Here is a 24,198-nt window from a genome sequence, read left to right on the forward strand (position 1 = left end):
CATGCAACCAGCCATTTTCCCAACCGGCGCGGATGACATCCTGCCACCACCGCGCCGTTCAGTCTGGTCGGTCCTGTCTGAAATCATCGTCATGGCAATTCCCTTTGCGACCGGGGCGATCATCGTGTCGGGGCTGCATCTGGGGAAGGTGGCGATCCTGGCTCGTGCACCACAGGCAACGCCGCTTGAACTGCAATCCATGTTGCAGCCTGCGTTCCTGCTGGTGCTGGCCCTGATGGAAGGGCTGGCGATCTCCAATCAGGTTTTTAGCGCCCGGTCCAAAAACAACTGGCCGCGCTCTGCAATTCTCCCGGCATCCTGGCGGATGTCAGGTTACGCTTTGATTGGTCTGAGCCTCTTTGCGGCCATAGCCTATGCTGCCTCTCTCTATGTTTCGATAGAGGATCCGCTGTTTCGCCAAACGCTCGACTATCTGCCGCTATATATCCTATCTCTTAGCGCCTTTGTCGTGTTTGACATTTTCTATGCTGCCATGCGTGGGCAGGGCAAACTGGCGCGCAGCCTGCTGCCGTTTCTTGGGCTTGCAGTGCTGGATCTGGCAACCACTTATGTGCTGCTAACCGAATACAACATGGGGTTTGAGGCCGTTTTGATCGGCAATCTGGTCGGCCCACTTTTGATGTTGCCGGTCATCGTTTTGCTGCTCAAACGTGAGGCCGGTCAGGCCATTACCCATCTCAAGGAACAGGTCAAAGCTCGCACGACACAGTTGTTGATGTTTGTTGGAACCCCGATTGCGTTGACGATTTTGGTGGGATCTCTCAGCGCTGCCGTGATCTTTCCGGTGCTGGCGGAGTTCGGCAGTGAATATGCCTCGGCCTTTCTTGTCGTGATGCGGTTCCGGGTGTCCTTTATGATACCGGCCATCGCCATCGGTTCCGTTATCGCGATCCTGGTGAACCAGTTGGCAGAAAACAGCACCCCGACGGCACGGCTGCAGTATCTGGGCATTGGTGTGCCCGTGATGCTGGGCTTTTACGGGTTGCTGACCGCGTTGCTGCCATTCTGGGGCGATGACATGATCCGGCTTCTTGTCTCGCCCAGCCAGAACACCAACGAATTGCGCGCGGCCACGGATCTGGTGATGCAGGGCCTGCAACTGACATTCTTCTTTGTGTCAGGGGCGGCGATGCTTCAGGTGGTGATGGAGCAGCTGGGGCGTGCAACGCAGGTCCTTATCATTGCCATCGTCACTGAAATCATCACCGGCGGTGTTGTGTTCTACGCTCAATACGTTGGCCATGATCTGAATATGGCGATCTGGCTGTTGTGCGTGGTCAGTGGTCTGACGTTCGCTTTGTTCTTACTTCAGTTTGCTTTCCTCCTACGCCAACAGGGGCGCCGCGATGCTGTATGAACTCGCCTTGCCCGGTTTACTTGCACAGGGCGGCTATCGCTGGCTCCGCGCAGTGCGGCGGTCTGCGCCGCAGGAGCCCGCGCTGCGCTTGCGAACCGCGCGGTCCCGGTTGCGGCGGCTGGAGATAGATCTGCTGGATCGTCTGTCACCTACATTGGCTGCGCGGTTGTTATTGCGGCGGTTTCATCAAAATCAGTCAGAAACGCCAACACCGATCCCAACGAACCGCGACCAGCAGCTGATCACCGCCAGCGATGCTTTTCACTGTTCAGGCATCTACGTGCGACAGTTTGGTCCCACAAACGGGCCACGTGTTCTGCTGGTTCACGGCTGGAACGCAGACGGACGCATGATGCTGCCACTGGCGCAGGATCTGGCCGACCGTGGTTTTCGGGTCGATGTGCCGGATCTGCCCGGCACCGGTAAATCGCGCGGGCCTGTGCGCAGTTTTGTGGCTGTCGCGCGGCGCCTAAAAAACATGTGCCCGCAGGATCAGCCGTATGAGGTGCTGGTCGGGCATTCAGCTGGTGGTCTGATTGCTATGATCGCGCTGGGGCTGGGGCTCAAGGCGCGCCGATTGGTGACCCTTTCGGCACCATCTTCACTGGACCGCCTCATGGAGCTCTACCTGCGCTTCACCGGACAGCCCGCCAAAACCGGCGCTGCCCTGATGCGCAGATATGCAAAAACCTGCGGCAGAGAGCTGGCAGAGATCGGACCGGCCGAATGCAGGAAAACAACCCTGCCGATGTTGGTGATCCACGCACAGCACGACTGGCAGGTGCCCCCAGCCGAGGCGCAACGCATCTGTGCCGCACGCGACGGGCTCACGCCAATTTACCTGCGCAACTGCAACCACAGATCGGTGCTGCACCATCCAGAGCTGCTCGGCCTGATGGAGCGGTTCTTTCATGAAACGTCAAACGCGGGGAGCCGGTGATGCTGCATATCGTTGATTTTGAACTGGATCACCCTGAGCGGACGGAGTTCCTGGAAGAGATTTCCGAGGATCTTTCGTTAAGCCGGAACCAGCGGCGCATGTTTTCGCGCTTCTTTGGTTTTGAGGCGTTTCACTACGATGAACAGGCCCCATTGGCGCAGATGACTTCAGGTGCGGTGGACAGGCTGCTGGCGCGCAATCCACGCAGTGCCGCCGCACTTAGCCATGTATCCCATTGCCATACCCTGCCGGCAATCACCCATTGCGATGGCGAAAGCTCTTCGATCCTTGCGCCATTTGCCGAACAGGGGTTGGAGGTGTTCAGCGCCACTATGAACCATTGTGCAACGGGATTGTCGATGTTGTCGGCAATGGATCAATTGCTGGGCGATGCAGATACCGGGCTTGTCCTGATCGCTGAAAAAGCTTTCCACCCTGATGTGCGGTTGATCAAGAACACCACGATTATGGGCGAATGCGCGGCGGCGGTTCTTGTGCGGCGCGAGGCCAGCCGCCTGCGGGTTGTTGACAGTCACACCCAGCACGAAACGCGGTTCTGGCAGAACACCGGACATCTTGATGAACCCTATCTTGAGGGGTTCGAAGACATGTATCTCGATTTTGCGTGCAACACCCTGACCAACGCGCTGAAGCGGTTCGGCCTTGGGATGGAGGATGTGCGTTTTATTCTGCCGCATAACGTCAACATGGCGTCCTGGATCATGATTGCACAGATCCTTGGGTTTGACCGCCATAAGGTCTGCCTCTCGACGATTGCGCGCTTTGGGCACTGCTTTGGTGCCGACCCGTTCATCAATTTGATGCAGCTCATCAAGGACGACAAGCTGGTAGCTGGCGACCGGCTGCTTTTGTTCAGCATCGGCCTGGGCGCTACGGCGACCTGCACATTGGTTCAGGTCAACTGACCCTTTTTTAATTCAGCGTACTGGAGAAGAAACATGACAGATCACCAATCGATTGTCCGCGACGCTCTGCAAGGAATTGGCCTTGGGCCGGAACGTGTTGAGGCTGCCTTGAATGGCAGCCCTATCTATGGGGTTTCGGGCCTCCTGAACTCGCTCGAACTGGTGCAGTTTGTGACCGCATTGGGGGAAGTCACCCGGATAGATCCGACCGAGTTTTTGTCGGTTGGCGAAAGCGGACTGAACACAGTGGTATCGGGCATCTCGAGCCTCTGCGGGTTTCTGGAGGCACGTATGTGCCTGGCGGAAGGGGTGTAAGGGATGACTGCTTTGTTCCCAAACACCGACCTGCGCCTGATCGACGAGATTGCGACATCCGCCGGGACGCCGTTCTACCTCTATGATGCCTCGGTGCTGCGGGGGCGATTGGATGCGCTGCGCGCAGCCCTCCCGCAGGTGGATTTCTTCTACTCGCTCAAGTCCAACCCGAACCTTTCGGTAACGCGGGTGTTGCATGGCCATGGGGCTGGCTGCGAAGTGTCCTCGCTGCTGGAGCTGGAAACGAGCCTGCAGGCCGGTGCTAAACCTGAACGCATCTTGATGGTGGGCCCCGGCAAATCCGAGACAGAGCTGACGCGCGCCATTGAATTGGGGATCAAGGCGATCGTGGTCGAGTCCGCCTACGAGCTGACTCAAATTGATGCCTTGGCGCGCCAGCAGGGCCGCGTCCAGAATATCGCGCTGAGGGTCAACCCAGACTTTCACGCAGGCGGTGCGAAGTTGAACATGAGCGGTCGCCCAACCCAATTTGGTATCGACCAATCCGAGCTGCCCGATGTGCTGAAGCAGGCAGAGAGCTGCGCTCATCTGCGGCTGTGCGGCCTGCATGCCTATATGGGCACACGTATCCTGACCCATGAAACTGTTGTCGCCAATGTGGGCAACATTCTGAACCTGGCGACCGAGGTCGTATCAAGCCTCAAGGCCCCCCTCGATTTTGTCGACGTTGGTGGTGGATTTGGTATTCCCTATTACGATGGCGAGACAGAGCTGGATCTGGACGCTCTTGGTCAGGCGGTCACGCCACTTGTCCAGAGCTTTGGCACCACACATCCAAAGACCCGTGTTGTGATAGAACTGGGGCGCTATCTCTCTGGTCCGTCTGGGCAGTTTGTGACCCGTGTACAGCAGACCAAGAGCAGCAAGGGCGAGCATTTTGCCGTCTGCGATGGTGGCTCCAACGTCCATGTCGCTGCGGCTGGTCAGGGCTTTCTGCGCAAGAATTTCCCAATCCGCTTGTTGCGGGACGGCAAGGCAGAGATCGGCGACGAGGCGGCGCAGCCCTGGACCCTGACCGGCCCGCTGTGCACGCCGCAGGACGTGATCGGTAAATCTGTCCTGATGGCAACACCGCAGGTGGGCGATCTGATTTCCATCGGGCAATCCGGCGCGTATGGACCAACGGCGTCACCGGTGAATTTCCTCGGCTTCGGCGCCCCCGCAGAAGTCATGATCGACGGTACAGAGCTGCGGCTCGTTCGGTCCCGCGACACGGTAGAGGCGCGCCTGGCAGGGCAGCAGCCATCTGACCTGCGGTTGGCCGCCCACGCCAATCCCAGCACCGGCCACGCTCCCGCGGCGCTGGCCGATCTTTATTCCTCGGCACCCGGAAATGGGCTGGAAGGAACACCGTTTTCAGATCCCTGCCTTGAGCGTCTGACCGGATTGCAGACGCTATTTCGCGAAACCGGTGCCCGTTTGGACCGCGACCCCGAAAGCTGGACCGCACTGTGGGAGAACCCAACAGTGCGTGCGCTGACCACCATCGGTGTGCCTGAGAAATTCAACGGCTTCCCATTGCGTGACAGTGGCCTTGGCATTTCAGATTGCCCCTATGGTCTGCATGTCGCCATGGTCGAACGTCTGGCACGGTTTGACGCCAACTGCATATTGTCGCTACCGGGGCCATCGCTGTCCGGTGGCGCGGTGCTGGCAACAGGCACCGACGCACAGATTGCGCGGTTCTTTGACGGATACCGCTTTGGCCCGCAGGGGACATTCTTTGCGGTGACAGAACCGGATGCTGGGTCCGATGCCTCTAACGGGCGCAGTACGCTGGGCCTGAAAGACGGAAAACTGGTCCTGAATGGTGTCAAAACATTGGTTGGCGGCATTGCCCGCGCCGATATTGGCCTGTTCTTCGCGCATATCGAGGAAACCGGTCGCATGGGGCTGGTGATGATTGCACCATCTGATGCGCCCGACTGCGTGAAAATCGAACGGCTTGGCACCAATGGTCTGCGCGGGGCGGATCTCTGCCAGATGACCTTGACCGACTTCCCGGTGACGCAGGACATGATCCTTGGCAGCGGAGGACGATCGCTGCGGGATGGCTTTATGGCCATCAACGGTGTCTTTGAACGCAACCGCCCCATGGTTGCCGCGATGGCGCTGGGATCAGGGCGCGGCCTTATTGAGTTGATGTTGGAAGATCCGACACGGCTCCCGGCGTATCAGGACCTGTTGGCCAGCCACACTGCGCTGCTGGTGCAACTGGTTAAGGTGATCCGCGCGCAGGAAAACCGCCGCCCCAAGGTTCAGGATATCAGCAAGGTCAAAATGCAGGCCGTGAGCTTTGTCGATCAGGTGGTGCGCCGTATCACGGATCAGGACCCGATGCGCTTTTTGCAGGATGCCGAACTGCGGCGGCGATGCCGGGACGTGAAGGCCTTTGAATATATGGAGGGCACCAGCAATATCCATCTTTTGAACGCCTACCGGTCTTATACCGCAGGGGTGGATCAATGACGTTGCGCATTGCACCCGGTAGTCTGATCTGCCGAGAGTTCGGCGGATTGGAAGCCGCAGATCCCAACTGGCTCAAGGAAGTGGACTATTGGGAGGACTACAACAGCCGGTTTTTCCGTGCCAATGGCAAGACCTACCAATCTGCTGACAGCAATGTGCAGACGTGGCTGACGGCGGATGACCGCGCACCCTACGCGGCCATGACGCGGGAACTGCTGGATGATCTGTCGTCCCGCATGGACCTGTCCGATATTGATCTGGTGCTGATGGCACATTGGTTGCCGGATATCCACCTGGGCACCTCGGTGACCAATTTCGCCCTGCATCACCTTGGGGTGAAGGATGGGTTCGGCTTTGCGATCTCTGATCGCGGGCGCACGGCACCGCTTTTTGCCATGCATTGTGCAGCCCGCTACCTCAGATCGGGACGGCGCAAGGCGCTGGTGTTGTCGATGGATCAGAAACATCTGCTTTATCGCTCGCCCGTTGTTGACGCGCTGGAGCCGGTCAACAGTGCCGCTGCCATGGTGCTGGAACGCGATATCCAAAGCGGGATGCAGTATTCAGGCTATCGGCGGTTGATGCTGAGCGACCAGGACGATCTGGCAACGGCTGTTACCAATCTTTGTGTTGAAATGGGGCAGGCACCAGAAAACGTCTGCCTGATCGCAGCGCCGGATCTGTTGACCAGGGCCGCGCATGCAGGGCCGGTGGTTGCCCAATCCACACGGCTGCTGTGTGCTGCACCATTTGCGGCGTTGCATGATGCACAAACCCAAGGGGGCGGTGGGGCATACTTGGTATTGAGCCAAGAGCGAAATGCGGTGTCAGCCATTATGCTGAGCGCAGATGAGATGAGACTGGCGGCATGAGACTGACGGCGCTGGCAACCTACATTCCCGAAGGGCGCATCGACGCGGAGGAGATCATTCGCGATGCGGGGGGCTCTCCTTCCGAAGCGCGGGTGTTCGAGCGGTTGTTTGGCTTGGCGCAAGTGTCGAGCTGCTCGACCAAAGAAACACGTTATGATCAGTTCGCGCGTATTCTTGAAGAGTTGCAGGCCCAGAGTGGCGATGCGCCGCTGCCAGATACGCTGATTCATGTTCGGGGCCTGCCAATGCGCGACGGCCCATCTGGTGCCGTCCTGCCACGTTTGCGTCAGGAGTTTGGCTTTCTGGCAGAAGTTCAGCAGAAATTTGATCTGGACCAAACCAATTGTGCAGGGCTGATCTGGGCGCTCGAACTGGCACGTACCTTGATTAGGGCAGGCCGTGCACGGGTTGTCGCAGTGGTGGCGGGTGATGGTCACGAACGGCTCCGCCTGGCAGACCGCTATGTTCCGGGTAGCACACTTATGGGCGATGCGTTCTGTGGTCTCTTGCTTATGCGAGAGACCGATGTGGCTGCTGATGTCGGGTTGCACGTCGGTGACATCTCGCTGACGTGTCATCCTAGGTTTTCCTTTGGTTACAAGGGGACCACAGCGCAAATGGGTACATTTTATGCCGCCCATGGCCAGATTGTCAGCAAGACGCTTCAGGATCTGGGTTTTGACTGGGACTGCGGCTCGACGCTTCTCCCCCACAACGTAAACAGATTGGCCTGGCACAGTTTTTGTGCCGAAACGGGCCTTGCGACTGATCGCATCCGCCTGGGACTGCTGCCGGACATCGGGCATTGCTACACCGTGGATCCCTTTCTGCTTCTAAAACAGGAGCTGGAAGACCGGATCTGTAGTCGCGACAGCGGCCCATTCACGCCGGTGACGCTGCTCTCCGTTGGCATGGGTGGCTATGCCGCCGGATGTCAGATCAGTGCGGCTGGTGCAGCGGTTTCCTCTTCCCATTCCACATATTTTCAAAGGAGCGGCACACATGCTCTCTAAGCATAATCTCCTGACAAATTTTCTTGAGCAGGCAGCGTCTGATTATCCGCACTCGACCGCAGCGGAAGACAGCACCAGACAACTGACATTTGCCGAAATGCGCGACCGCGCCCAGCGCGTGGCGCAACTGCTGAAACAACAGGGCGTTGCGCGCGGCGATCATGTGGTTCTCTGCATGAGCAATTCTGTCGGTTTCTGTGTGGCCTTCTGGGCCACGCTCTACGCTGGTGCCGCTGCGGTTCCGCTCAATACGGACACAAAGGCCGCCAAACTCGCCTTTGTCCTTGGCGATTGTGCGGCAACAGCGGTGATCCACGATGACGACCAGTCCGCAAAGATCATCCAATCCCTGCAAGATGCAGGTTCCGATGCTGCCATGATCAGTTTCGGCGCCGAGACTGCATTCTCTACCGCGCTGGATGGTGCGGGCGACAGGCCTCAACAGGCCCCTGCAACAGTGTTGGACCAGGATCTGGCCGCCATCATCTACACCTCCGGGTCCACCGGAAACCCCAAGGGCGTGATGCTGTCGCATCTCAATATGACCAGTGCTGCCCGTTCGGTGGCTGAGTATCTTGGTTATCAGGCCACGGATCGCATCTTTTGCGCCATTCCGATGACCTTTGACTATGGGCTGCATCAGCTGACCATGGCGACGCTCACAGGTGCCTGCCTGCTGGTAGAGCCCTCCTTTGCACGGCCGCTCTTTGCGCTCCAACGCCTGGCCAAAAGTGGCGCAACCGTATTCCCGGTGGTGCCGACAATGGTGCCCCTGATTGCGCCACTTGCGGCGCGGTATGATTTCTCTGCTGTTCGCAGCATCTCCAGCACGGCAGCGGCCCTCCATGCGCCTTTCATCGACCAGCTTGAGGTGATTTTTCCAAATGCCACGGTGTACTCCATGTATGGCCTCACCGAATGCCACCGCTGCACCTACCTTGACCCCGCGGAACTGACGCGCCGCCGGACCAGCGTGGGCAAGGCCATCCCGAACACCGAACTTTGGGTCGTGGACGCTGATGGGAACGCGCATCGGCGCAATGCCACCGGAGAATTGGTTATTCGCGGCGCGACCGTGATGAAGGGCTATCTCAATAACCCTGAAAAGACGGCCGAAAAGCTGCGTCCGGGACCGATCCCGGGCGAGCAGGTGCTCTATACCGGTGATACCTGCCGGCTGGATGAGGACGGCTTTGTCTACTTTATCAGTCGGTCAGACGACATCCTCAAAGTCGCCGGAGAAAAGGTCGCCCCCAGTGAGGTCGAAACCGCTCTTATCGCCCATCCTGATGTCAACGAAGTTTGTGCGCTGGGCGTAGATCACCCGGTCTATGGCCAGCAGTGTTGCGCTGTTGTGAGCGGGCCGGATGCGTCCTCGCCTGACAGTGCGCGTGCTTTGAAAACTTGGTGCGCCGACCGGTTGGAGGCGCATGTGGTGCCCGCGCGCATTCTGGTCGTCGAGGCATTGGCCCGCAACGGCAATGGCAAGGTCGATCGCCATCTACTGCGTGAATGGCTGGATGCGAGCACCTCGTCCGAAAACCAATCTGATGCCGTCAGCCGGTCCCACGCTGATCCTGTCCCATCCTGACCCAGTTCAGTCCTGACCCTTTACCGAGGTACAATTATGCAAAATATCGAACAGATCATCACCGATGCGCTTATCGAGCTTCTGGATATGCCCGACAACAGCCAGATCACGGCCCAAAGTCGTCTGCAAGAGGATCTCGGTGTCGACAGTGGCTTGCTGCTGGAGCTGTTTATGGCAGTTGAAGAAAGCCTGCCGCAGGCGGTTCTGGATCCGGCGATCATGAAGCCAGAGGATATCACCACGGTTGGCAGCTTTGTCGGAATGGTTCGCGACAGCATGGTCGAAGAGGCGCCGGCATGACGTGTTCCGCTGTCGCGACATCTGACAGCACAGAGGCGCACGCACGGCTGCGAGAGATCTTTGCCGCCTTTGAGGGGGACAGCCGACCGGCCTATTGTGTCGCCGGGGCCGAGTTGAGCTTTGCGGCTCTCTTTGATCACGCCCGCGCCCTTGGTCAGCGGTTACATGGACAGACCAGCGGTGGCCGTCACAAGCCCGTGCTAATTCACGGTCACAAGGATATTCGCTATCCCATAGCCTACTGGGCCTGCCTGCTGGCCGGGCGCACCCTGATCCCGGTTGAGCCGGAAACGCCTGCGTCGCGCATTAAGCAGATTGCCGAAACCTGTGGGGCCTCCACACTGCTAATCGCAGCGCCTGGCGGGACCGATCTGTCGGGGGGGCTGTCGTCAACCTCACTCGCGATGGTGCCGGTGCCGGATCCACTTGGCCCAATTCCTGAGGGGCTGCGGGCCGCATCGCAGATCGACGTCATCAAGGACCAGGATCTGGCCTATTTGATGTTCTCTTCCGGCACGTTGGGGCAGCCCAAAGGCATCGGCATCACCTATGCTAATCTTGTGGGCTTTATCGACTGGCTAGATGTGCTCTACCCAGAAAATATCGAGATGACTGGTGTCTCTGGCGTGATCCGCCATTGCTTTGATGTGTCCTTGTTTGAACTGTGGATGTCGTGGACACGTCGTCTCCCGTTGGTTGCGTTGGATCATGCGGATTTTGCCAATTCGACGGCTTATATCAACCGTTTGGCAGAGCAGGGCACTAGCCTTTGGGTCTCAACCCCGTCTATTACGCGCCTGTTTCTCACAAATCGCCGGTTCAACGCCGATCAGCTGCCAAAACTACGTAACTTTGTGTTCTGCGGCGAGGTTTTGACCAAGAAAATTGTCACTGCGCTGTTTGAGCGGTTTCCCGGATGCCGGATTACCAACACCTATGGCCCGACCGAATGTACGGTTGCCGTCACATCTGTGGACATCACCGAGCAGCATGTGCAAGCCGATCAGGATCTGCCCATTGGTGCTGCCCGGCCGGGAACCGGTTTGGAGGTTGCGGCATTGGCAGACGGCCTTCCGGGAGGTGAACTGCTGATCCGGGGCGCCAGTGTTGGCGCAGGTTATGTCGGTTTGCCGGAAAAAACCAAAGCGGCCTTTCCCGAAGCCGGACTTTACCGAACCGGGGACCGTGCATGTCTGGCCAAGGACGGACTGTGGTACTTCGCAGGGCGTATCGACCGAGAGGTCAAAATCCAAGGCGTCCGCATCAACCTCAATGATGTGGAAACCCATCTGCGCAATCTGCCAGGGGTGGAGGATGCCGTGGTCGAACCGCAGATGCTGCGCGGCGTGCCACACGCTTTGTCGGCCTATGTGCTGGGGGTGCGTGCGCTTGCGGATCTACAGCACCTGCCGGCGACTCTTGCGGCGGAATTACCGCCCTATTTGGTGCCGCGATATTGGTATGCGGATTTCCCCGCTGGCCTGAACCAGAATTCCAAATTTGATCGTTCAAGACTGGCAAACGCGGCAGCAGATGCCCGCCTGCGCCATATCCATATGCCATCTAGCGTTGCCAAAATCGCACAGGAGGAACCCGCATGACCCGTAAGGAGATCCCGATCTTCGATGCCAATTCAACCATGTTTCAGAACATTGGTTTGTTGAAAGTGGCAGAAACCGCGACCCGGCAGCATGGCGATATCGTGGCCATTCGTGTCAGCGACACCCGTGATCTCTATATCGCGGGCAGCCCTGAGTGTTTTCACTACTGGCGCGGCCACCAAGGGCATTTTCAGACCGACCTTGGTGATATTGCCAGCAATCAGGCCATCACACGCATGTTGCTGGGCGATGAGCTGCAGGATCCCCGCTGGAGCGATGTGTGGGTGCTTACGGCCAACCGCATGTCGGCGATTGCGCGCGATTTTGATGGCTGGCTAGAAACCGCCCTTGCAGACGCGACCCGCACATTGATCACCGAATTGCCGCAGGATGGTACAGCGGCGGATCTACGCGATATCTGTCGTGACTGGTCTATCCGCGCAGTGTGCCCAGCCATTTTTGGCGCTGATCTGGATGTGGCTGAGATCGCGCAGGGGGTTGCCGATGTCGAAGGCTTTTATTTCGCCATGAGCACAAAGGACACCGCCGAGACCGCCGACCATGAAAATCTGCCCGAGTTCAAGGCCGCACGCGGTTTTCTGGACAAGGCCATCACAACAGCTTTGCGCAACAGCACACCGTCTGATCCGAATCTAATCGCCCAGATTGCAACGGTCATTCCGCAGGACGTGTCCGAGGCAGATCGGCTCAATCTGTTGCGGCCAACCGTGGGCCATGTGATCACCGAAAAGCTGAACATTGGCGGTCTGAGCCTGTTGTGGACCTTGGTGCAACTTGCCCAGGATCCACAGCTGGCCGCAGACATCAGTGCGGAATGTCACGGCAATGATCCATTGGTGATGCGGGATGCCGACAGCCCTCTGGCGCTGTCCACGGTCAAGGAAGGGCTGAGATTGTTCCCGGAGTTGCCGTTCATCTACCGTATCACCAGCGAAGAGGTCCCCATTGGCGACTATGTGATCCCCTCCGGGGCGACGGTTGTCTTCGCGCCATGGCTGGTGCACCGCGACCCGCGGTTCTGGGAGGCCCCCAAACGTTTTCAAGGGGATCGCTTCCTTGATGAAGCACAGCACCGTGCCCACTACTATCCCTTCGGCGTTGGCGCCCGCATTCGCTCGCGTGCCAATTTTATGCTGCATCAGCTGACCTTGGCCGCGCGATCCATCTGCGCGGTGCACAGTCTGGCACTTTCGCCCGATTGTCCCCGTGGCAATATTCGCCCGCTGTTGCGCTCGGCGCTTATTCCGCGTGGTGCCGTTCCGGTGGTCTTTGCTCCGCGTGACGCATCAGCAATGGCTGCGGACGATCAATCACTCGCTGATGCCATTCAATGATGCCTGCCCAACCGGATCAATCACGAAAAGGAAGATCGCAGATGTTTGAGACATTTATTGCAGACCTCCGTGAAACCCTGCTCTCGCAACCGGACCGTCCTGCATTGATCACCTCTGAGGAGGTGATCAGTTTTGGCAGCTTAGCTGGCCGGGTTGAAGGCATTCTGCGCGCGCTCGACGATATGCCGCCGGGGCTCAGCCTGATTGTCGGCCATAAGGAACCGGATTGCATTGCGGCGATGATTGCCTGCGCCATTGCTGGGCGCGCTTTTGCCTTTGCCGACCGCTCCACGCCGATGGACCGTTTGGAGCAGATCGCCAGCACCGCCGGGGCCAGTCATATTTTGGCCTTTGGCCAGGAAACTCTGCCAGGTGGTTTGCCGGTCCAGACGTTAAAGGAACTGCCGACACGCACGCCTCAGCTGGAATTGAAAACCGCGCTCTCTGAGGAGGGAACCTTCTATGTGATTTTCACCTCCGGCAGTACCGGCACGCCAAAGGGGGTGCCGATTTCACGGGGCAACTATATGGCGCTGCACCGTTGGTATACGCCGCTACTGGGGGTTGTCAGGCCAGAGGGGGCGCATGTGAACCATGCCAGCATGGCCTTTGACATGGGCATGTTTGATCTCTGGCCAACCCTGTCTCTGGGGCGTCCTGTGCATTTGCTCAACCATGCAAACAACATTATGCCTCGCAACAACATCCGTCATCTGACCCGCGTTGATGTGGCATCTCCGGCGTCTTGGGCGTCGACTCCTTCGCTGTTGCAATTGATGTGCACGGACCCGCAGTTCACCGCTGAAAACCTGCCGGATCTGCGCTTTTTCGTGGTCGGCGGCGAGATGCTGCCGGGTGCGCTGGTCCAGGAACTACAGACCCGCTTTCCGCAGGCCCAGGTGTTGAATGGCTATGGCCCGTCCGAGGCGACTTGTGCGACCCATCTCTACCCGATCAGCGCCGCAGATGCTGCAGCAGATGGCCCGATGAAAATCGGCTGCGCGGTTGGGGAAAACCGGATGCAGATCATCGACGCAGATGGTGAAGATGTTCCCGCAGGGGAGGAAGGCGAGCTGGTCTTGTCCGGCCCGCAGGTTATCAGCCACTATTTGCCGCGGGATCATCCCGCCAATGCAGCGCTTAGCCAAGAAAGCGGCATCAATACTTATCGCACCGGTGATCTCGCCCGTCTTGATGTGGATGGAAATCTGATCTTGTTGGGCCGGATCGACCGGCAGGTCAAACTTCTGGGCAACCGGATAGAATTGAACGAAATCGAGCGTATCGCCGAAGGCTATTCAGCTGTACGCAAAGCTGTCTGCCTGCCGCAAAAAGACGCCGCCGGCCGCGTCACCGGGTTGCAGCTCTTTGTAGAGCCTCTGGCCGGGACCACCTGTGAACGGGATGGCTTGTTTGCCCATATGGGCAAACATCTCTCTGCGCAGGTGCTACCGCGTGATCTGCGGATTGTGTCGGCTTTTCCAGTGACCAGCAATGGCAAGCTGGACACGCGCATCCTGCTTGAGGGCGGATCGGATCTGCCGACAGCACTGCCCCCCTCGCGCGCCATCGTGGCATCTGACACTGGTTTGATGGCGGAGGCTGTGAAATGAGCCTGTTCGCTGACGCCCATAGTCCCCGCTGGCCAGATCAAACAGCTGCGGTGATTGGATCCGGATTTGCCGGCATGGTGGCCGCCGCCGTTCTGGCGCGGGTTTTTGGCACCGTCTGGCTGATTGATCGCGAAGACCATCCAGATGTGCCTGCCTTGCGCAAAACCGTTCCGCAGGCGGCCCATGTGCATGCGTTGCTGCAATCAGGTCAGAATGTGCTGGAACAGGTGTTTCCCGGCTTTGAACGCAAGGCCATCGCCCAGGGAAGCCTGCCGCTCAAGGTTCGGAGCGGCTGGCGCAGCTTCAGTGCAGGGCGCTGGTTGCCGCCGGTCGAAACGGGGGTACAGGTTTTGTCGCAAACCCGTCCGGCACTTGATCATCTGATCAGACAGCAGATTGCCGACATTGCGGGCATACGTCCGCTGTTGGGACGTGTTACGGGCTTACTGGCGGATGACGCGGGCGCGATCTCTGGTCTGCGCTTGCTGCAAGACGGTGCCGAGCGTGAACTTACCGTTGATCTGGTGGTGGATGCTGCGGGCCGGGCAGAGCAGGGCGCAGGCTGGCTTGCGGCACTTGGCCATACCGCACCACCGGTTGAAACCGGATACCCAGAGGTCCGCTATGTCTCTGGCCTGTTCTCCCGCCAGCTTGACGCTGGTGAGGATCTGGCTGGATGGCTCAACTTTGCCTCGGCGCCGATGACACGCGGCGCGGTTCTGGCGCCAGTAGAAGGGGGGCGCTGGATGGCCACGGCGACCTGCCGCTTTGACACGCAAGCCCCCGCAACCCCGGCAGAGTTTCGGGCGTTTCTTGAGGCGCTGCCAGACGACAAGATCAGCAGCCTGGTTAGGGACGAGACACTGGTGAGCGAGCTGAAAAGCTATCGTATCGCCTCTGTACGCTTCAACCGCTTTGATCAGGCCACACAGCCTCTACCGCTGGGCTATCTGCCCATTGGGGACCGGATTGCCACTTTTAACCCGCTCTATGGTCAAGGCATGTCGGTGGCGGCGCTTCAGTGTCAGGCGCTTGCGGATGCCTTGGGGCAGGTGACGACTGCTGATCCATCTTCCGACTGGCGTGCGGCTCTTGCTGCACCATACCTTGCCAATGCTGCGGTGCCCGCCGAAGCTGCGTGGCTGATCGGTCAGGCAAGCGATATGGATTATCCGGCCTACAGGGGTCAGCCTTCAGCGGCAGCAGTGGCCCTGAACAAGGATCTGCGCCGTGCCTTTGCGACCTCAATCGGCCGGGCCGACAGGATGAGCCGCATTGATCAGGTGCTGCATCTGCTTGAGCCCCTCTCGCATTTGTCGTCGCTGGTCCACCGCCGCACTGGCTCGGCTGATCCACGTCAGGATGCGGCCTTGGCACAGGCGCGCGAAATCTCCCCCGCTTTGAATTGATGAAAGGAATTGCCCGATGAAACTCTTTACCACGGCTCCCCCCTCTGTTCGGTCCAGCGCAGGGGATTATCTGAGCAGGATTGCCGATATCGCCCGCTGGCATGAGGATGCGGGCGTTGAGGGCATGTTGATCTACACAGACAATTCGTTGATGGATCCATGGACAGTCGCGCAGGCAACCATCGAACGCACATCCAAATTTGTGCCATTGGTCGCAACCCAGCCGCTTTACATGCACCCGTTGGCAGCGGCGCGAAAAATCTCATCGCTGGGGTTCCTCTACGGACGCAAACTGGCGTTGAATATGGTCGCAGGCGGGTTCGTGCGGGATCTCAAACAGCTTGGCGATCAGGCCGAACATGATCCGCGCTATGATCGGCTGACCGAATACAGCCAGATCATGATGGCATTGTTGCACGGTGAAACCGTGACACTGGCCGGGGAATATTACCAGGTTGAGGGGCTGCGACTAGAGCCTGCACTGGACGAGGTGCTGATGCCGGAACTCTTTGTGTCCGGCATGTCACCCGCCTGTCAGGCCACAGCCGCGACGCTAGGGGCCACAAGGTTGAGCTACACAAAACCGCGCGAGCAGCTGGATCAAGCCGCAGTTGCGGGCAAAAACCTTGGTGTGCGTTTTGGTGTGATTGCCCGTCCTCGCAGTGAAGACGCCTGGGAGGAAGCCCGTGCGCGGTTCCCGGCCGACCGGCGCGGCCAATTGGCCCATCGCATGGCACAGGGGACATCCGATTCCATCTGGCACCAGCAGATCTCAGCCGTGGCCGAAGAACTGGAAGATGCGCGGTCCGGGGCCTATTGGCTGTTTCCGATCAAGAACTACAAGACCTTCTGCCCGTATCTTGTCGGCAGCTACGAAGAGGTAGCAGACTACATCCAAAGCTATATTTCGCTGGGGTTTGAAACGCTGATCCTTGACGTGCCGCAAGGGCGCGACGATCTGGGCCACACCATGCGGGCCTTTGATCTTTGCCAGCAACCGGCGGTGTGAGCGGCGATTATGTTCAAACGGACCTTATTCGAAGCAGATCATGAAACCCTGCGCCACCAGGTTGCTGACTTTCTGGATACACAGGTGGTGCCGGATCACCCGCAATGGGTGGCGGATCGACAGGCTCCACGTGCGATCTGGCAACAGGCTGGTGAGGCGGGGTTTCTCTGTCGCACCATCCCCACAGACTACGGCGGACATGGTGGCGATTTTCGGGACTCAGTGGTCATTATTGAAGAAATCGCCAAACGGCGGCTCTGCGGTCTTTTGACCTTTCTTCAAAGCGATATTGTCGCCCCCTATCTGCACCGCTTGGGGAATGAGGTTCAGCGGCAGGAATATCTGCCGGGCCTGTGTTCAGGGCGGCGTATTGGGGCGATTGCCTTGACCGAACCGCAAGGCGGCTCCGATCTGCATGCGCTGAGCTGCGCGGCAGAACAGGACGGCGACGAGATTGTCCTGACGGGGGAGAAGACACATATCTCTAACGGCTCTCAGGCCGATCTCATTATCGTTGCCGCCCGTAAGGGGGGGACGGATGGGGGCACCGGACAGCCGACTGACTTTGACATGGTGCTAGTGGATGCCGGCACACCCGGCCTGACGCGCAGCCGGATCGACAAAACCGGGATGCCTGCGCTTGACACCAGCCATTTGCGGTTTGACGGCTGTCGCGTGCCACAGGGCAATCTCCTGGGCGCCAGCGGCATGGGGTTCTTCTATCTGGTGAGCTTCCTGAGCATCGAACGGCTGGTACTCGCGGTCTATGCTCAGGCCATGGCAGAGACGCTGCTGCAAGAGACGGTGAAGCTGTGCAATGCACGCAAGACCGGGCAGGGGTCGACGTTGGATTACCAGGCAACGCAATTCCGACTGGCTGATCTCTATGGTGAGGCCATGGCCAACAGATCCTTTGTCGACAGCTGCATAACAGATCATCTGGCTGGGCGGTTGGACAATCGCAATGCCTGTATCGCCAAACTGCGCTGCACCGAGACCTTAACTGCGATTGCAGCGGCGAAACTGCAACTGTCGGGCGCCCGTGGCTTTTGCGCAGAGGGGGCTGACACCGCAACGCAGGACGTGCTCGATAGTGCGATCCAAACCATCTGGGGCGGCAGCAGCGAAGTGATGCGCAATGTGGTGGGAAGCAGCCTCGCAAACATCCTGTGAGGTGGTGCATGCCCGCGTCTGATCATCATGTCCCGGTCCCCGCATTGCAACCGGGGCAGGTTCACCTGTGGCAGGGGACTGTGGGCTGCGGCGCTTTGGCTGATCTTGATCCGTCCGTCCTGTCACCGTCAGAGCAGGCGCGAATGGCCAGCATCGCAAACACCGACGCGCGCGCGCTTTATGCCGCGTCGCATGTGGCCCTGCGACATGTTCTGGCAGCCTATGATGGCCGTCCGGCCAGAAGCCTCAGGTTCAGGACCGCTGAAGGGGGTAAGCCAGGGCTTGTTGACGGGCACGGGCTGTCATTTAATCTGTCGCATTCCGGGCAGATGCTGTTGATCGCCGTGGCCGACGATTGCGAGCTGGGCGTCGATATCGAACAACAGCGAGGCGGCCATAGGTCCGAGGCCGTCGCCCGCCGTTTCTTTGCGCCCGAAGAATATACTGCGCTGGCAACATGTCCTGCGCATCTGAGGTCAGACTATTTCACCCAGATATGGGCGTTGAAAGAGGCCTATATCAAGGCCACGGGGCAGGGGCTTGCGCAGCCACTGCAGGGATTTGCGGTCCAGTGTCTTGAGGACCATGCCGAGCTTCTGCGCTGTGACATAGGCAGGCCAGATGATTGGACATTGGTCACCTGGACACCGACACCCGGATACAAGGCTGCTCTGGCCGCTCAACGACCGGCGCTCGAGGTCCATCATTTCGATCTTGCAGAGGCAGACATCCCCAGCCCGGCAGGTTCTCTTTTCCGCAAACCGCATTCTGGCCGTCCTTAATCCGTATTGAGGACGCGCAACCCACTGCGATCAGCCACATTGACCCCGTCCTCTGGCGCAGTCCTGATATTTCACGACAGGGGACATGACCCGCAGCAACCGGTCGCGACCTGAAATCCGCGACCGGTCAGCAGAACCAAGAGGTATCCCATGACCGCCCATCGTTTCCGCCCCCCGTCGCTATCTCATCTCACCCGCTTTATGGCCATTGGTCTGGCCGCGCTTGGCATCGGCAGCGGTGCCGCCACTGCAAAGAGCGTGCAGATCCCTGAACTGGCGACCCCGATCACCACGGTCCGGCTGATTGGCGATGAAACCACGCTGAAGCTGAGCAACGGAATCGGTGCGGCGCAAAAGCTGGAAATCTCGACCGGGAACAGCGTTGGTTGCCGACTGGATGCCCGCGTCGAACAGAGCGGTGACACCTTAGAGATCCATCTGACGCGATCCGGGATCGAAACCAGCTGGTGGTGCGAACCGGAGCTGCACATTGCTATGCCGCCAGAGCTGGGCCTCAAGGTTGAGGTCGCCAAACTTGTTGCGGATATTCGCGGTGCTTTTGGTGCGGTTGATATCGCATCGGAGAACTCAGTGGTGAATTTTACCGGCGACGCTGCACATTTCAAACTGACTGGGGCAAAGGCGATTTCACGCCTGGAGTTCGGCGCCGCGACCAAACGTGAAAACGTGGATGTGGCAGTACCGCTGAACCTGTCGCATGTTTCTTTTCGCGCGGAATAAAACACCAGCGTGGCGATGGATATTGATCACATGCTGTTCTGGTTCTTGCGGCTTGGACAACATGACCGAGGGGGCTATCTGGCCAAAATGTGAATATTGAGAAACGGAATTGTGCAATAAGCTCACAACCTGTTATAGAGCAGATGGAAATTGAATAACCTTATGGGAGGTCTGGATCTCTCATAGGTAAAATACACTGACGTGGGGTGACCAGCGGTGCGACCGAGGCGCAGAACAACTCAGACTGCCACGAGATTGTCCTGTCTCATCCTGCTGAGTCCCAAGCCATATCACGCGAAATTAGGGCGCTCCGGGGCGACATCATCATCGTCCCGGCAGACCTCACACACAGGCCCGTCGACCCTAGTTTCGGTACCGCATCATGGGCCGCATCCCCCCAGGTCTTTTCTTCGAACATCCCTGACACCGGATATGAAATTGACACAGTCGTTTCATCTGGACAGGGCATCGTCAAACAGAGGTGAGAGACGCGATCCTCGGCCGCGCCCGCCTCGAAATGACGTAAGACGACAGTCTCAGTAAGGCACTTACCTAATGATTTTTATCCCGATCGAATTCATGTTTTCAGCACAGATGCTGTTTCTATTCATCCATGTCGTCAGAAATGATGACACGGCGAATAAGAACAGACCTTTTCTGATACTCATTCTCTTGAGCGCGGTTCAATCGTTTCTGCTGGGCTTGCGCTGGGGCTATGACGTCGAGGCCACATCCTACATTGTACCGATCCTCGCCACGCTGGTACCGGCTTTGGTTTATGCCGGGGTTTTGAATGTGGTGGAGCGTGACCGCTGGCCGATGGCGCCTCGGCTGGCGGTGCATTACCTGCCAACAGTTCTGGTGATCGGGTTGACGTTTGTGTGGCGCGAGGCCGTCGATATTGTCGTTGTCGTCACTTTCCTGTCTTATGCTGTGGTTATTTTGCGATTGTTGTTGCCGGGGACAGACGCGCTTGGGATTACGCCGCTGGATGGTGCGGAGTCCACCTACCGGGCCATCTTCTTTGCGGCATTGTCGCTGCTATCTTTTGCCCTCCTCGACACGATCCTGTTTCTCAGTTTTATGTGGAAACATGTTGAGTATGTTCCCTCCGTCATCCTGTTTGCGAATTTTGCGGCTCTGGTGATGCTTGGCCTTGCGGCAACCCTTGCCAGTAACAGCCGCAGCGCGCCTGAAACCCCGCAGCAACCACGTCGGATCGAAGAGGAAGAAGAACTGAGCGGTTCTGCCACAATCGTGCGCATTGAAGAGCTTATGAACGAAGGCAAGGTCTACCGCGACGCCAACCTGAACCTTGAAAGACTGGCGCGCAAGGCGCTGATCCCATCCCGCCAGATCTCTCAGGCAATCAACCGGTCCGCCGGCATGAATGTGTCGCAATACGTCAATGGCTACCGCATCGCAGAGGCCTGCGACCTGTTGCAGGCAACCCGTCGTTCGGTAACGGACATCATGTTCGACGTTGGGTTCCAGACCAAATCCAACTTTAACCGGGAATTCCGGCGGGTCACCGGGATGACGCCGCAGGCATGGCGGAACAAATACACACCCGGGTGCGACGGGGCAGAGGCCGCATCAAACCCAAGCTGCGCGCCTCAATAAATATTGAGACAGGACAAGGCATAAGTGCGGTTGTCAGTTACTGCGCGATAAAAATAGGGGGGAAGTGCAGGTTTCTGTTGCCAGGTACCTGCGAACCCCGCCTTACGCGGCTAGGCGCAAGGACTTAGTTTCGGCGACATTAACAGCTTACGCTGCTACTGCCATTGCCGGAGCACGATTGTCATTTGCAATTGTACAAGTTTCGCCGATAACGGTGGCAGACAGCCGAAACAAAGCTAACCCCTTTAGACGTTCGTCGATCCTGTTTCGACCCCATGATCCCCAAATGAAGGATGTTTGGTGGAGTCGCCGGGTACCGCCCCCGGGTCCGATCCGCTTATTACGAGCGCGTTTATGTCCATAGTTCCGAAGAACAAATCTAATATAGGTGTCGGACCGTCAGAGTTAAAGAGGGAAAATGCCGAAGATCAGAAGCCTACGCTTTCAAAGCGGGCGATGTCCACGTCAGCTGTTGTCCGGTCAGGCAGATGGGCAGGGTGTTCTCGGGCATCTGACCAAGGCATTCAAATAACGTGAGAAAATCAAACTGGCTGATCAGCTCATGGAACTTTCCCTGCACCGCCCGCGCCATGATCTGTCCAGTCGCCTGAACGGGCCTGCTCTCGTGGATGCCAACGGCATCCACCTGGATCCGCACTGCGACCCAATCCCCGGCTTCAACGGCATGGGTGATCTGCACTTGAATATCGCTGCAAAGCGCGCGCATCGCCTCAGCCAAGACAGCGAATTCGGCCTTTTTCATCGCAATGTCCGGGATCAGGCCAACAGCTCCGGCTTCATCTGCCAACAGCTCATCAAGGATGGAATTGTTGCCATGCACCCAAAGCTCTTGCAGCCAGCGGTTCAGCATCTCCTTGGGCGTCAGCTGCACGTCTGCCTCCTGTGGTACGGTATTTTGCGATACTATTGCGGTAGGCCGGGGGTGCGGCAAGCGTTTTCTGGCTGGACAGGCGGTGGCAGCGCAATGTTCCGAACGCCAGTTGCTTGAAGACTGGGACCCTGCCTCACGACTGTCCCGAACGCGCGGAGAACACGGTCCGTGATAGCGCAAGGGTCTCTGCCTCCAGTTCCGTCAATCCATCTGCGGCCCCCATGCCGTTTCCATCCTGAAGCGCCTCGGCAATCCGACTGTGCAGCGCAGTGATCACGGCGCGGTCGCGCGCGGTGAAGGTGATCATGTTCATCAGCGGCTGCATCGCCTCGACGGCACCGGCCAGTTGATAGGACAACACCGGGTTGCCCGCCGCATCCACCAGCGCCCGGTGAAAGGTCACATCAGAGGTACAAAACGCCTCATCCGAAAGACCTGGCTGGCCCTGCCGGAAAATCTCTGCCCGCATGGTGGCAAGGTGATCCGCCGTGCGCCGGGTGGCCGCCAGCGGGGCGCAGGCGCGCTCCAACGCGTAGCGGGCCTCGCATGCGGTGTCGAAACTGACGGCATTCATGCTCAGCAGCAGCGTTGATGTGGTGATCTGCTGCGCATAAGCCTCCTCAAAGCTCAGCCGATTGACAAAGGCCCCGCCGGTGGCCCCGCGCTGGGTGCGGATCAGCGATTGTGCCGCCAGCCGTTTCAGCGCCTCGCGCACGGTTGGCCGCGAGACCTGAAACTGTTCTGCCATTTCGGCCTCCGAGGGCAAACGTTCGTCGACAATCAATGTGCCACTCACAATCGCGTCGCGGATAGACTGGGCAATCTGGGCAGAGAGATCCGCCGCGCTTTTGGGGTTCAGCTTCATGGCGTCGCTCCGCTGATTTGGAAAAATCATTTGTCAGACATTTAAAAGTCTGACATTTGAATGGCAAGAGCTGAGTCGTGCGCCCAGAACAGGATCCGCTGTGTTTCGGTGGGGATTTTCTGGTCCGGGATCGGCGGATGGGCCGACCGCGCGTGGTCGGGTCACAGGATATCAGAGGAGGAGACATCATGTTCAATGCATTGGTTGTGACCAAGGATGAGGACAGCGGCAAGACTGCGGCGGCTGTGACGGAGCTGAGCTTGGATCAACTGCCCGAGGGCGAGGTGACCGTCGCCGTTGATTATTCCACCGTCAACTACAAGGACGGCCTCTGCATCGGGCCGGGGGGCGGGCTGGTGCGCAAATATCCGCATGTGCCGGGTATTGATTTTGCAGGCACGGTGGAGGCCTCCAGCGACGACCGCTACCAGCCCGGCGACAAGGTCGTGCTGACCGGCTGGCGCGTGGGAGAGGCCCATTGGGGCGGCTATGCGCAAAAGGCCCGCGTGCGCGCAGATTGGCTGGTGCCGCTGCCGGAGGGGGTCGATACACGTCAGGCCATGGCAGTCGGCACCGCAGGTTTTACCGCCATGCTGTCGGTGATGGCGCTGGAGGATCACGGGCTGACACCCGGCCACGGCCCGGTGCTGGTGACCGGCGCTGCGGGTGGCGTGGGGTCGGTGGCAACCGCCATCCTGTCGAACCTCGGCTATGAGGTGGCCGCGGTCACCGGGCGCCCTGAGACCTCCGACTATCTGACCAGCCTGGGCGCCACCCAAATCGTGCCGCGCGAAGAGCTGAACGAGACGGTAAAGCGCCCGCTGGAGAGTGAAAACTGGGCCGGCTGCATTGATGCCGTCGGCGGCGCAATGCTGGCGCGTGTTCTCGGCCAGATGAAATATGGCGCGTCCGTTGCTGCGGTTGGACTGGCGGGTGGGGCAGGTCTGCCTGCAACCGTGATTCCATTCCTGTTACGCGGTGTGAACCTCCTTGGCATCGACAGCGTGATGCAGCCCTACGACAACCGCCTGCGGGCCTGGCAGCGGGTCGCCACGGATCTGCCGATGGACAAACTGGAGGCGATGGTCAAACCGGCCACGCTGTCGGATCTGCCGCAGTTGGGCGCCGATATTCTGAAGGGTCAGGTAAAGGGCCGCGTTGTTGTTGATGTAAACGCCTGATCACATTGCTTGGCCGTAGCGACAGCTGGCGGCACGCAACAAGAAAACGCGCAGCCGGTCTGCGCGTTTTTGCGTCTGGCCCGTGCGCTCTCCGGCGGTCCGCCAGCTGGGATCCATAGAGCACGGCAA

General features: G+C 58.8%; 21 protein-coding genes and 1 other RNA gene. 19 read left to right on the top strand and 3 right to left on the bottom strand.

What is annotated here, in order from left to right; translation table 11 throughout:
- Position 1: 1 nt before the first annotated feature.
- The 18 genes from J4721_RS04415 (at position 2) to J4721_RS04500 (ending at position 21,131) form a co-directional block, all read left to right on the top strand.
- A complete protein-coding gene (locus tag J4721_RS04415) occupies positions 2-1,378 on the top strand; it encodes a hypothetical protein (protein ID WP_102874403.1) in 1,377 nt (458 codons plus the stop codon).
- Positions 1,368-2,318, top strand: a complete 951-nt coding sequence (locus J4721_RS04420) for an alpha/beta fold hydrolase (protein WP_102876550.1) — start codon at positions 1,368-1,370, stop codon at positions 2,316-2,318. The genes J4721_RS04415 and J4721_RS04420 overlap by 11 nt, the downstream gene beginning before the upstream one ends.
- A complete protein-coding gene (locus tag J4721_RS04425; protein ID WP_102876551.1) occupies positions 2,318-3,244 on the top strand; it encodes a 3-oxoacyl-[acyl-carrier-protein] synthase III C-terminal domain-containing protein in 927 nt (308 codons plus the stop codon). The genes J4721_RS04420 and J4721_RS04425 overlap by 1 nt, the downstream gene beginning before the upstream one ends.
- A gap of 33 nt (positions 3,245-3,277) precedes the next feature.
- Positions 3,278-3,559: a hypothetical protein gene (locus J4721_RS04430; protein ID WP_061049126.1), complete on the top strand. Its 282-nt coding sequence runs from the start codon at positions 3,278-3,280 to the stop codon at positions 3,557-3,559.
- 3 nt (positions 3,560-3,562) lie between these two features.
- Positions 3,563-6,049: an acyl-CoA dehydrogenase family protein gene (locus J4721_RS04435; RefSeq protein ID WP_211002166.1), complete on the top strand. Its 2,487-nt coding sequence runs from the start codon at positions 3,563-3,565 to the stop codon at positions 6,047-6,049.
- On the top strand, positions 6,046-6,921 hold the full coding sequence (locus J4721_RS04440; protein WP_102849019.1) for a hypothetical protein: 876 nt from the start codon (positions 6,046-6,048) through the stop codon (positions 6,919-6,921). Before J4721_RS04435 ends, J4721_RS04440 begins: the two co-directional genes overlap by 4 nt.
- The gene (locus tag J4721_RS04445) at positions 6,918-7,934 is read left to right on the top strand and encodes a hypothetical protein (protein ID WP_102876553.1); all 1,017 of its coding nucleotides are present in this window, start codon (positions 6,918-6,920) and stop codon (positions 7,932-7,934) included. Before J4721_RS04440 ends, J4721_RS04445 begins: the two co-directional genes overlap by 4 nt.
- On the top strand, positions 7,924-9,525 hold the full coding sequence (locus J4721_RS04450) for a class I adenylate-forming enzyme family protein (protein ID WP_211002167.1): 1,602 nt from the start codon (positions 7,924-7,926) through the stop codon (positions 9,523-9,525). Before J4721_RS04445 ends, J4721_RS04450 begins: the two co-directional genes overlap by 11 nt.
- A 36-nt stretch (positions 9,526-9,561) precedes the next feature.
- Positions 9,562-9,825, top strand: a complete 264-nt coding sequence (locus J4721_RS04455; protein WP_027247433.1) for an acyl carrier protein — start codon at positions 9,562-9,564, stop codon at positions 9,823-9,825.
- Entirely contained in the window at positions 9,822-11,426 is a 1,605-nt protein-coding gene (locus tag J4721_RS04460) for an AMP-binding protein (protein ID WP_211002168.1), read from the top strand. The genes J4721_RS04455 and J4721_RS04460 overlap by 4 nt, the downstream gene beginning before the upstream one ends.
- Positions 11,423-12,781, top strand: coding sequence for a cytochrome P450 (locus J4721_RS04465; protein ID WP_211002169.1), 1,359 nt, complete (start codon positions 11,423-11,425; stop codon positions 12,779-12,781). Before J4721_RS04460 ends, J4721_RS04465 begins: the two co-directional genes overlap by 4 nt.
- A gap of 41 nt (positions 12,782-12,822) precedes the next feature.
- Positions 12,823-14,394, top strand: a complete 1,572-nt coding sequence (locus J4721_RS04470; RefSeq protein WP_211002170.1) for an AMP-binding protein — start codon at positions 12,823-12,825, stop codon at positions 14,392-14,394.
- Positions 14,391-15,803, top strand: a complete 1,413-nt coding sequence (locus J4721_RS04475; protein WP_211002171.1) for a hypothetical protein — start codon at positions 14,391-14,393, stop codon at positions 15,801-15,803. The genes J4721_RS04470 and J4721_RS04475 overlap by 4 nt, the downstream gene beginning before the upstream one ends.
- Before the next feature lie 16 nt (positions 15,804-15,819).
- Entirely contained in the window at positions 15,820-16,812 is a 993-nt protein-coding gene (locus J4721_RS04480) for an LLM class flavin-dependent oxidoreductase (protein ID WP_102854517.1), read from the top strand.
- A 9-nt stretch (positions 16,813-16,821) separates the two neighbouring features.
- The gene (locus J4721_RS04485; RefSeq protein WP_211002172.1) at positions 16,822-17,985 is read left to right on the top strand and encodes an acyl-CoA dehydrogenase family protein; all 1,164 of its coding nucleotides are present in this window, start codon (positions 16,822-16,824) and stop codon (positions 17,983-17,985) included.
- A gap of 143 nt (positions 17,986-18,128) precedes the next feature.
- The gene (locus tag J4721_RS04490) at positions 18,129-18,767 is read left to right on the top strand and encodes a 4'-phosphopantetheinyl transferase superfamily protein (protein WP_247655862.1); all 639 of its coding nucleotides are present in this window, start codon (positions 18,129-18,131) and stop codon (positions 18,765-18,767) included.
- A gap of 150 nt (positions 18,768-18,917) precedes the next feature.
- Complete coding sequence (locus J4721_RS04495) at positions 18,918-19,508, top strand: hypothetical protein (protein ID WP_211002174.1); 591 nt, start codon at positions 18,918-18,920, stop codon at positions 19,506-19,508.
- Between the two features lie 555 nt (positions 19,509-20,063).
- Positions 20,064-21,131: an AraC family transcriptional regulator gene (locus tag J4721_RS04500; protein ID WP_014874500.1), complete on the top strand. Its 1,068-nt coding sequence runs from the start codon at positions 20,064-20,066 to the stop codon at positions 21,129-21,131.
- A 63-nt stretch (positions 21,132-21,194) separates the two neighbouring features.
- Here the strand turns inward: J4721_RS04500 and ssrA are convergent.
- The 3 genes from ssrA to J4721_RS04515 all read right to left on the bottom strand — a co-directional run bounded on the left by ssrA (position 21,195) and on the right by J4721_RS04515 (position 22,888).
- Positions 21,195-21,545: a transfer-messenger RNA gene (gene ssrA, locus J4721_RS04505) on the bottom strand.
- 22 nt (positions 21,546-21,567) lie between these two features.
- The gene (locus tag J4721_RS04510) at positions 21,568-22,023 is read right to left on the bottom strand and encodes an ester cyclase (protein ID WP_014874501.1); all 456 of its coding nucleotides are present in this window, start codon (positions 22,021-22,023) and stop codon (positions 21,568-21,570) included.
- Between the two features lie 133 nt (positions 22,024-22,156).
- Entirely contained in the window at positions 22,157-22,888 is a 732-nt protein-coding gene (locus tag J4721_RS04515; protein WP_102855817.1) for a FadR/GntR family transcriptional regulator, read from the bottom strand.
- 188 nt (positions 22,889-23,076) lie between these two features.
- Here J4721_RS04515 and acuI point away from each other — a divergent pair, with 188 nt between their 5' ends.
- Positions 23,077-24,069: an acryloyl-CoA reductase gene (gene acuI / locus J4721_RS04520; RefSeq protein ID WP_076614970.1), complete on the top strand. Its 993-nt coding sequence runs from the start codon at positions 23,077-23,079 to the stop codon at positions 24,067-24,069.
- Positions 24,070-24,198 lie beyond the last annotated feature (129 nt).

The sequence above is a fragment of the Phaeobacter sp. HS011 genome (assembly GCF_018101215.1).
GTDB classification, from domain to species: domain Bacteria; phylum Pseudomonadota; class Alphaproteobacteria; order Rhodobacterales; family Rhodobacteraceae; genus Phaeobacter; species Phaeobacter inhibens.

Bases quoted from the DNA above. Each gene is read 5' to 3' on its own strand.
- J4721_RS04415 (WP_102874403.1), top strand. From the start codon at position 2: ATGCAACCAGCCATTTTCCCAACCGGCGCGGATGACATCCTGCCACCA.
- J4721_RS04420 (WP_102876550.1), top strand. From the start codon at position 1,368: ATGCTGTATGAACTCGCCTTGCCCGGTTTACTTGCACAGGGCGGCTAT.
- J4721_RS04425 (WP_102876551.1), top strand. From the start codon at position 2,318: ATGCTGCATATCGTTGATTTTGAACTGGATCACCCTGAGCGGACGGAG.
- J4721_RS04430 (WP_061049126.1), top strand. From the start codon at position 3,278: ATGACAGATCACCAATCGATTGTCCGCGACGCTCTGCAAGGAATTGGC.
- J4721_RS04435 (WP_211002166.1), top strand. From the start codon at position 3,563: ATGACTGCTTTGTTCCCAAACACCGACCTGCGCCTGATCGACGAGATT.
- J4721_RS04440 (WP_102849019.1), top strand. From the start codon at position 6,046: ATGACGTTGCGCATTGCACCCGGTAGTCTGATCTGCCGAGAGTTCGGC.
- J4721_RS04445 (WP_102876553.1), top strand. From the start codon at position 6,918: ATGAGACTGACGGCGCTGGCAACCTACATTCCCGAAGGGCGCATCGAC.
- J4721_RS04450 (WP_211002167.1), top strand. From the start codon at position 7,924: ATGCTCTCTAAGCATAATCTCCTGACAAATTTTCTTGAGCAGGCAGCG.
- J4721_RS04455 (WP_027247433.1), top strand. From the start codon at position 9,562: ATGCAAAATATCGAACAGATCATCACCGATGCGCTTATCGAGCTTCTG.
- J4721_RS04460 (WP_211002168.1), top strand. From the start codon at position 9,822: ATGACGTGTTCCGCTGTCGCGACATCTGACAGCACAGAGGCGCACGCA.
- J4721_RS04465 (WP_211002169.1), top strand. From the start codon at position 11,423: ATGACCCGTAAGGAGATCCCGATCTTCGATGCCAATTCAACCATGTTT.
- J4721_RS04470 (WP_211002170.1), top strand. From the start codon at position 12,823: ATGTTTGAGACATTTATTGCAGACCTCCGTGAAACCCTGCTCTCGCAA.
- J4721_RS04475 (WP_211002171.1), top strand. From the start codon at position 14,391: ATGAGCCTGTTCGCTGACGCCCATAGTCCCCGCTGGCCAGATCAAACA.
- J4721_RS04480 (WP_102854517.1), top strand. From the start codon at position 15,820: ATGAAACTCTTTACCACGGCTCCCCCCTCTGTTCGGTCCAGCGCAGGG.
- J4721_RS04485 (WP_211002172.1), top strand. From the start codon at position 16,822: ATGTTCAAACGGACCTTATTCGAAGCAGATCATGAAACCCTGCGCCAC.
- J4721_RS04490 (WP_247655862.1), top strand. From the start codon at position 18,129: ATGGCCAGCATCGCAAACACCGACGCGCGCGCGCTTTATGCCGCGTCG.
- J4721_RS04495 (WP_211002174.1), top strand. From the start codon at position 18,918: ATGACCGCCCATCGTTTCCGCCCCCCGTCGCTATCTCATCTCACCCGC.
- J4721_RS04500 (WP_014874500.1), top strand. From the start codon at position 20,064: ATGATTTTTATCCCGATCGAATTCATGTTTTCAGCACAGATGCTGTTT.
- J4721_RS04515 (WP_102855817.1), bottom strand. From the start codon at position 22,888: ATGAAGCTGAACCCCAAAAGCGCGGCGGATCTCTCTGCCCAGATTGCC.
- acuI (WP_076614970.1), top strand. From the start codon at position 23,077: ATGTTCAATGCATTGGTTGTGACCAAGGATGAGGACAGCGGCAAGACT.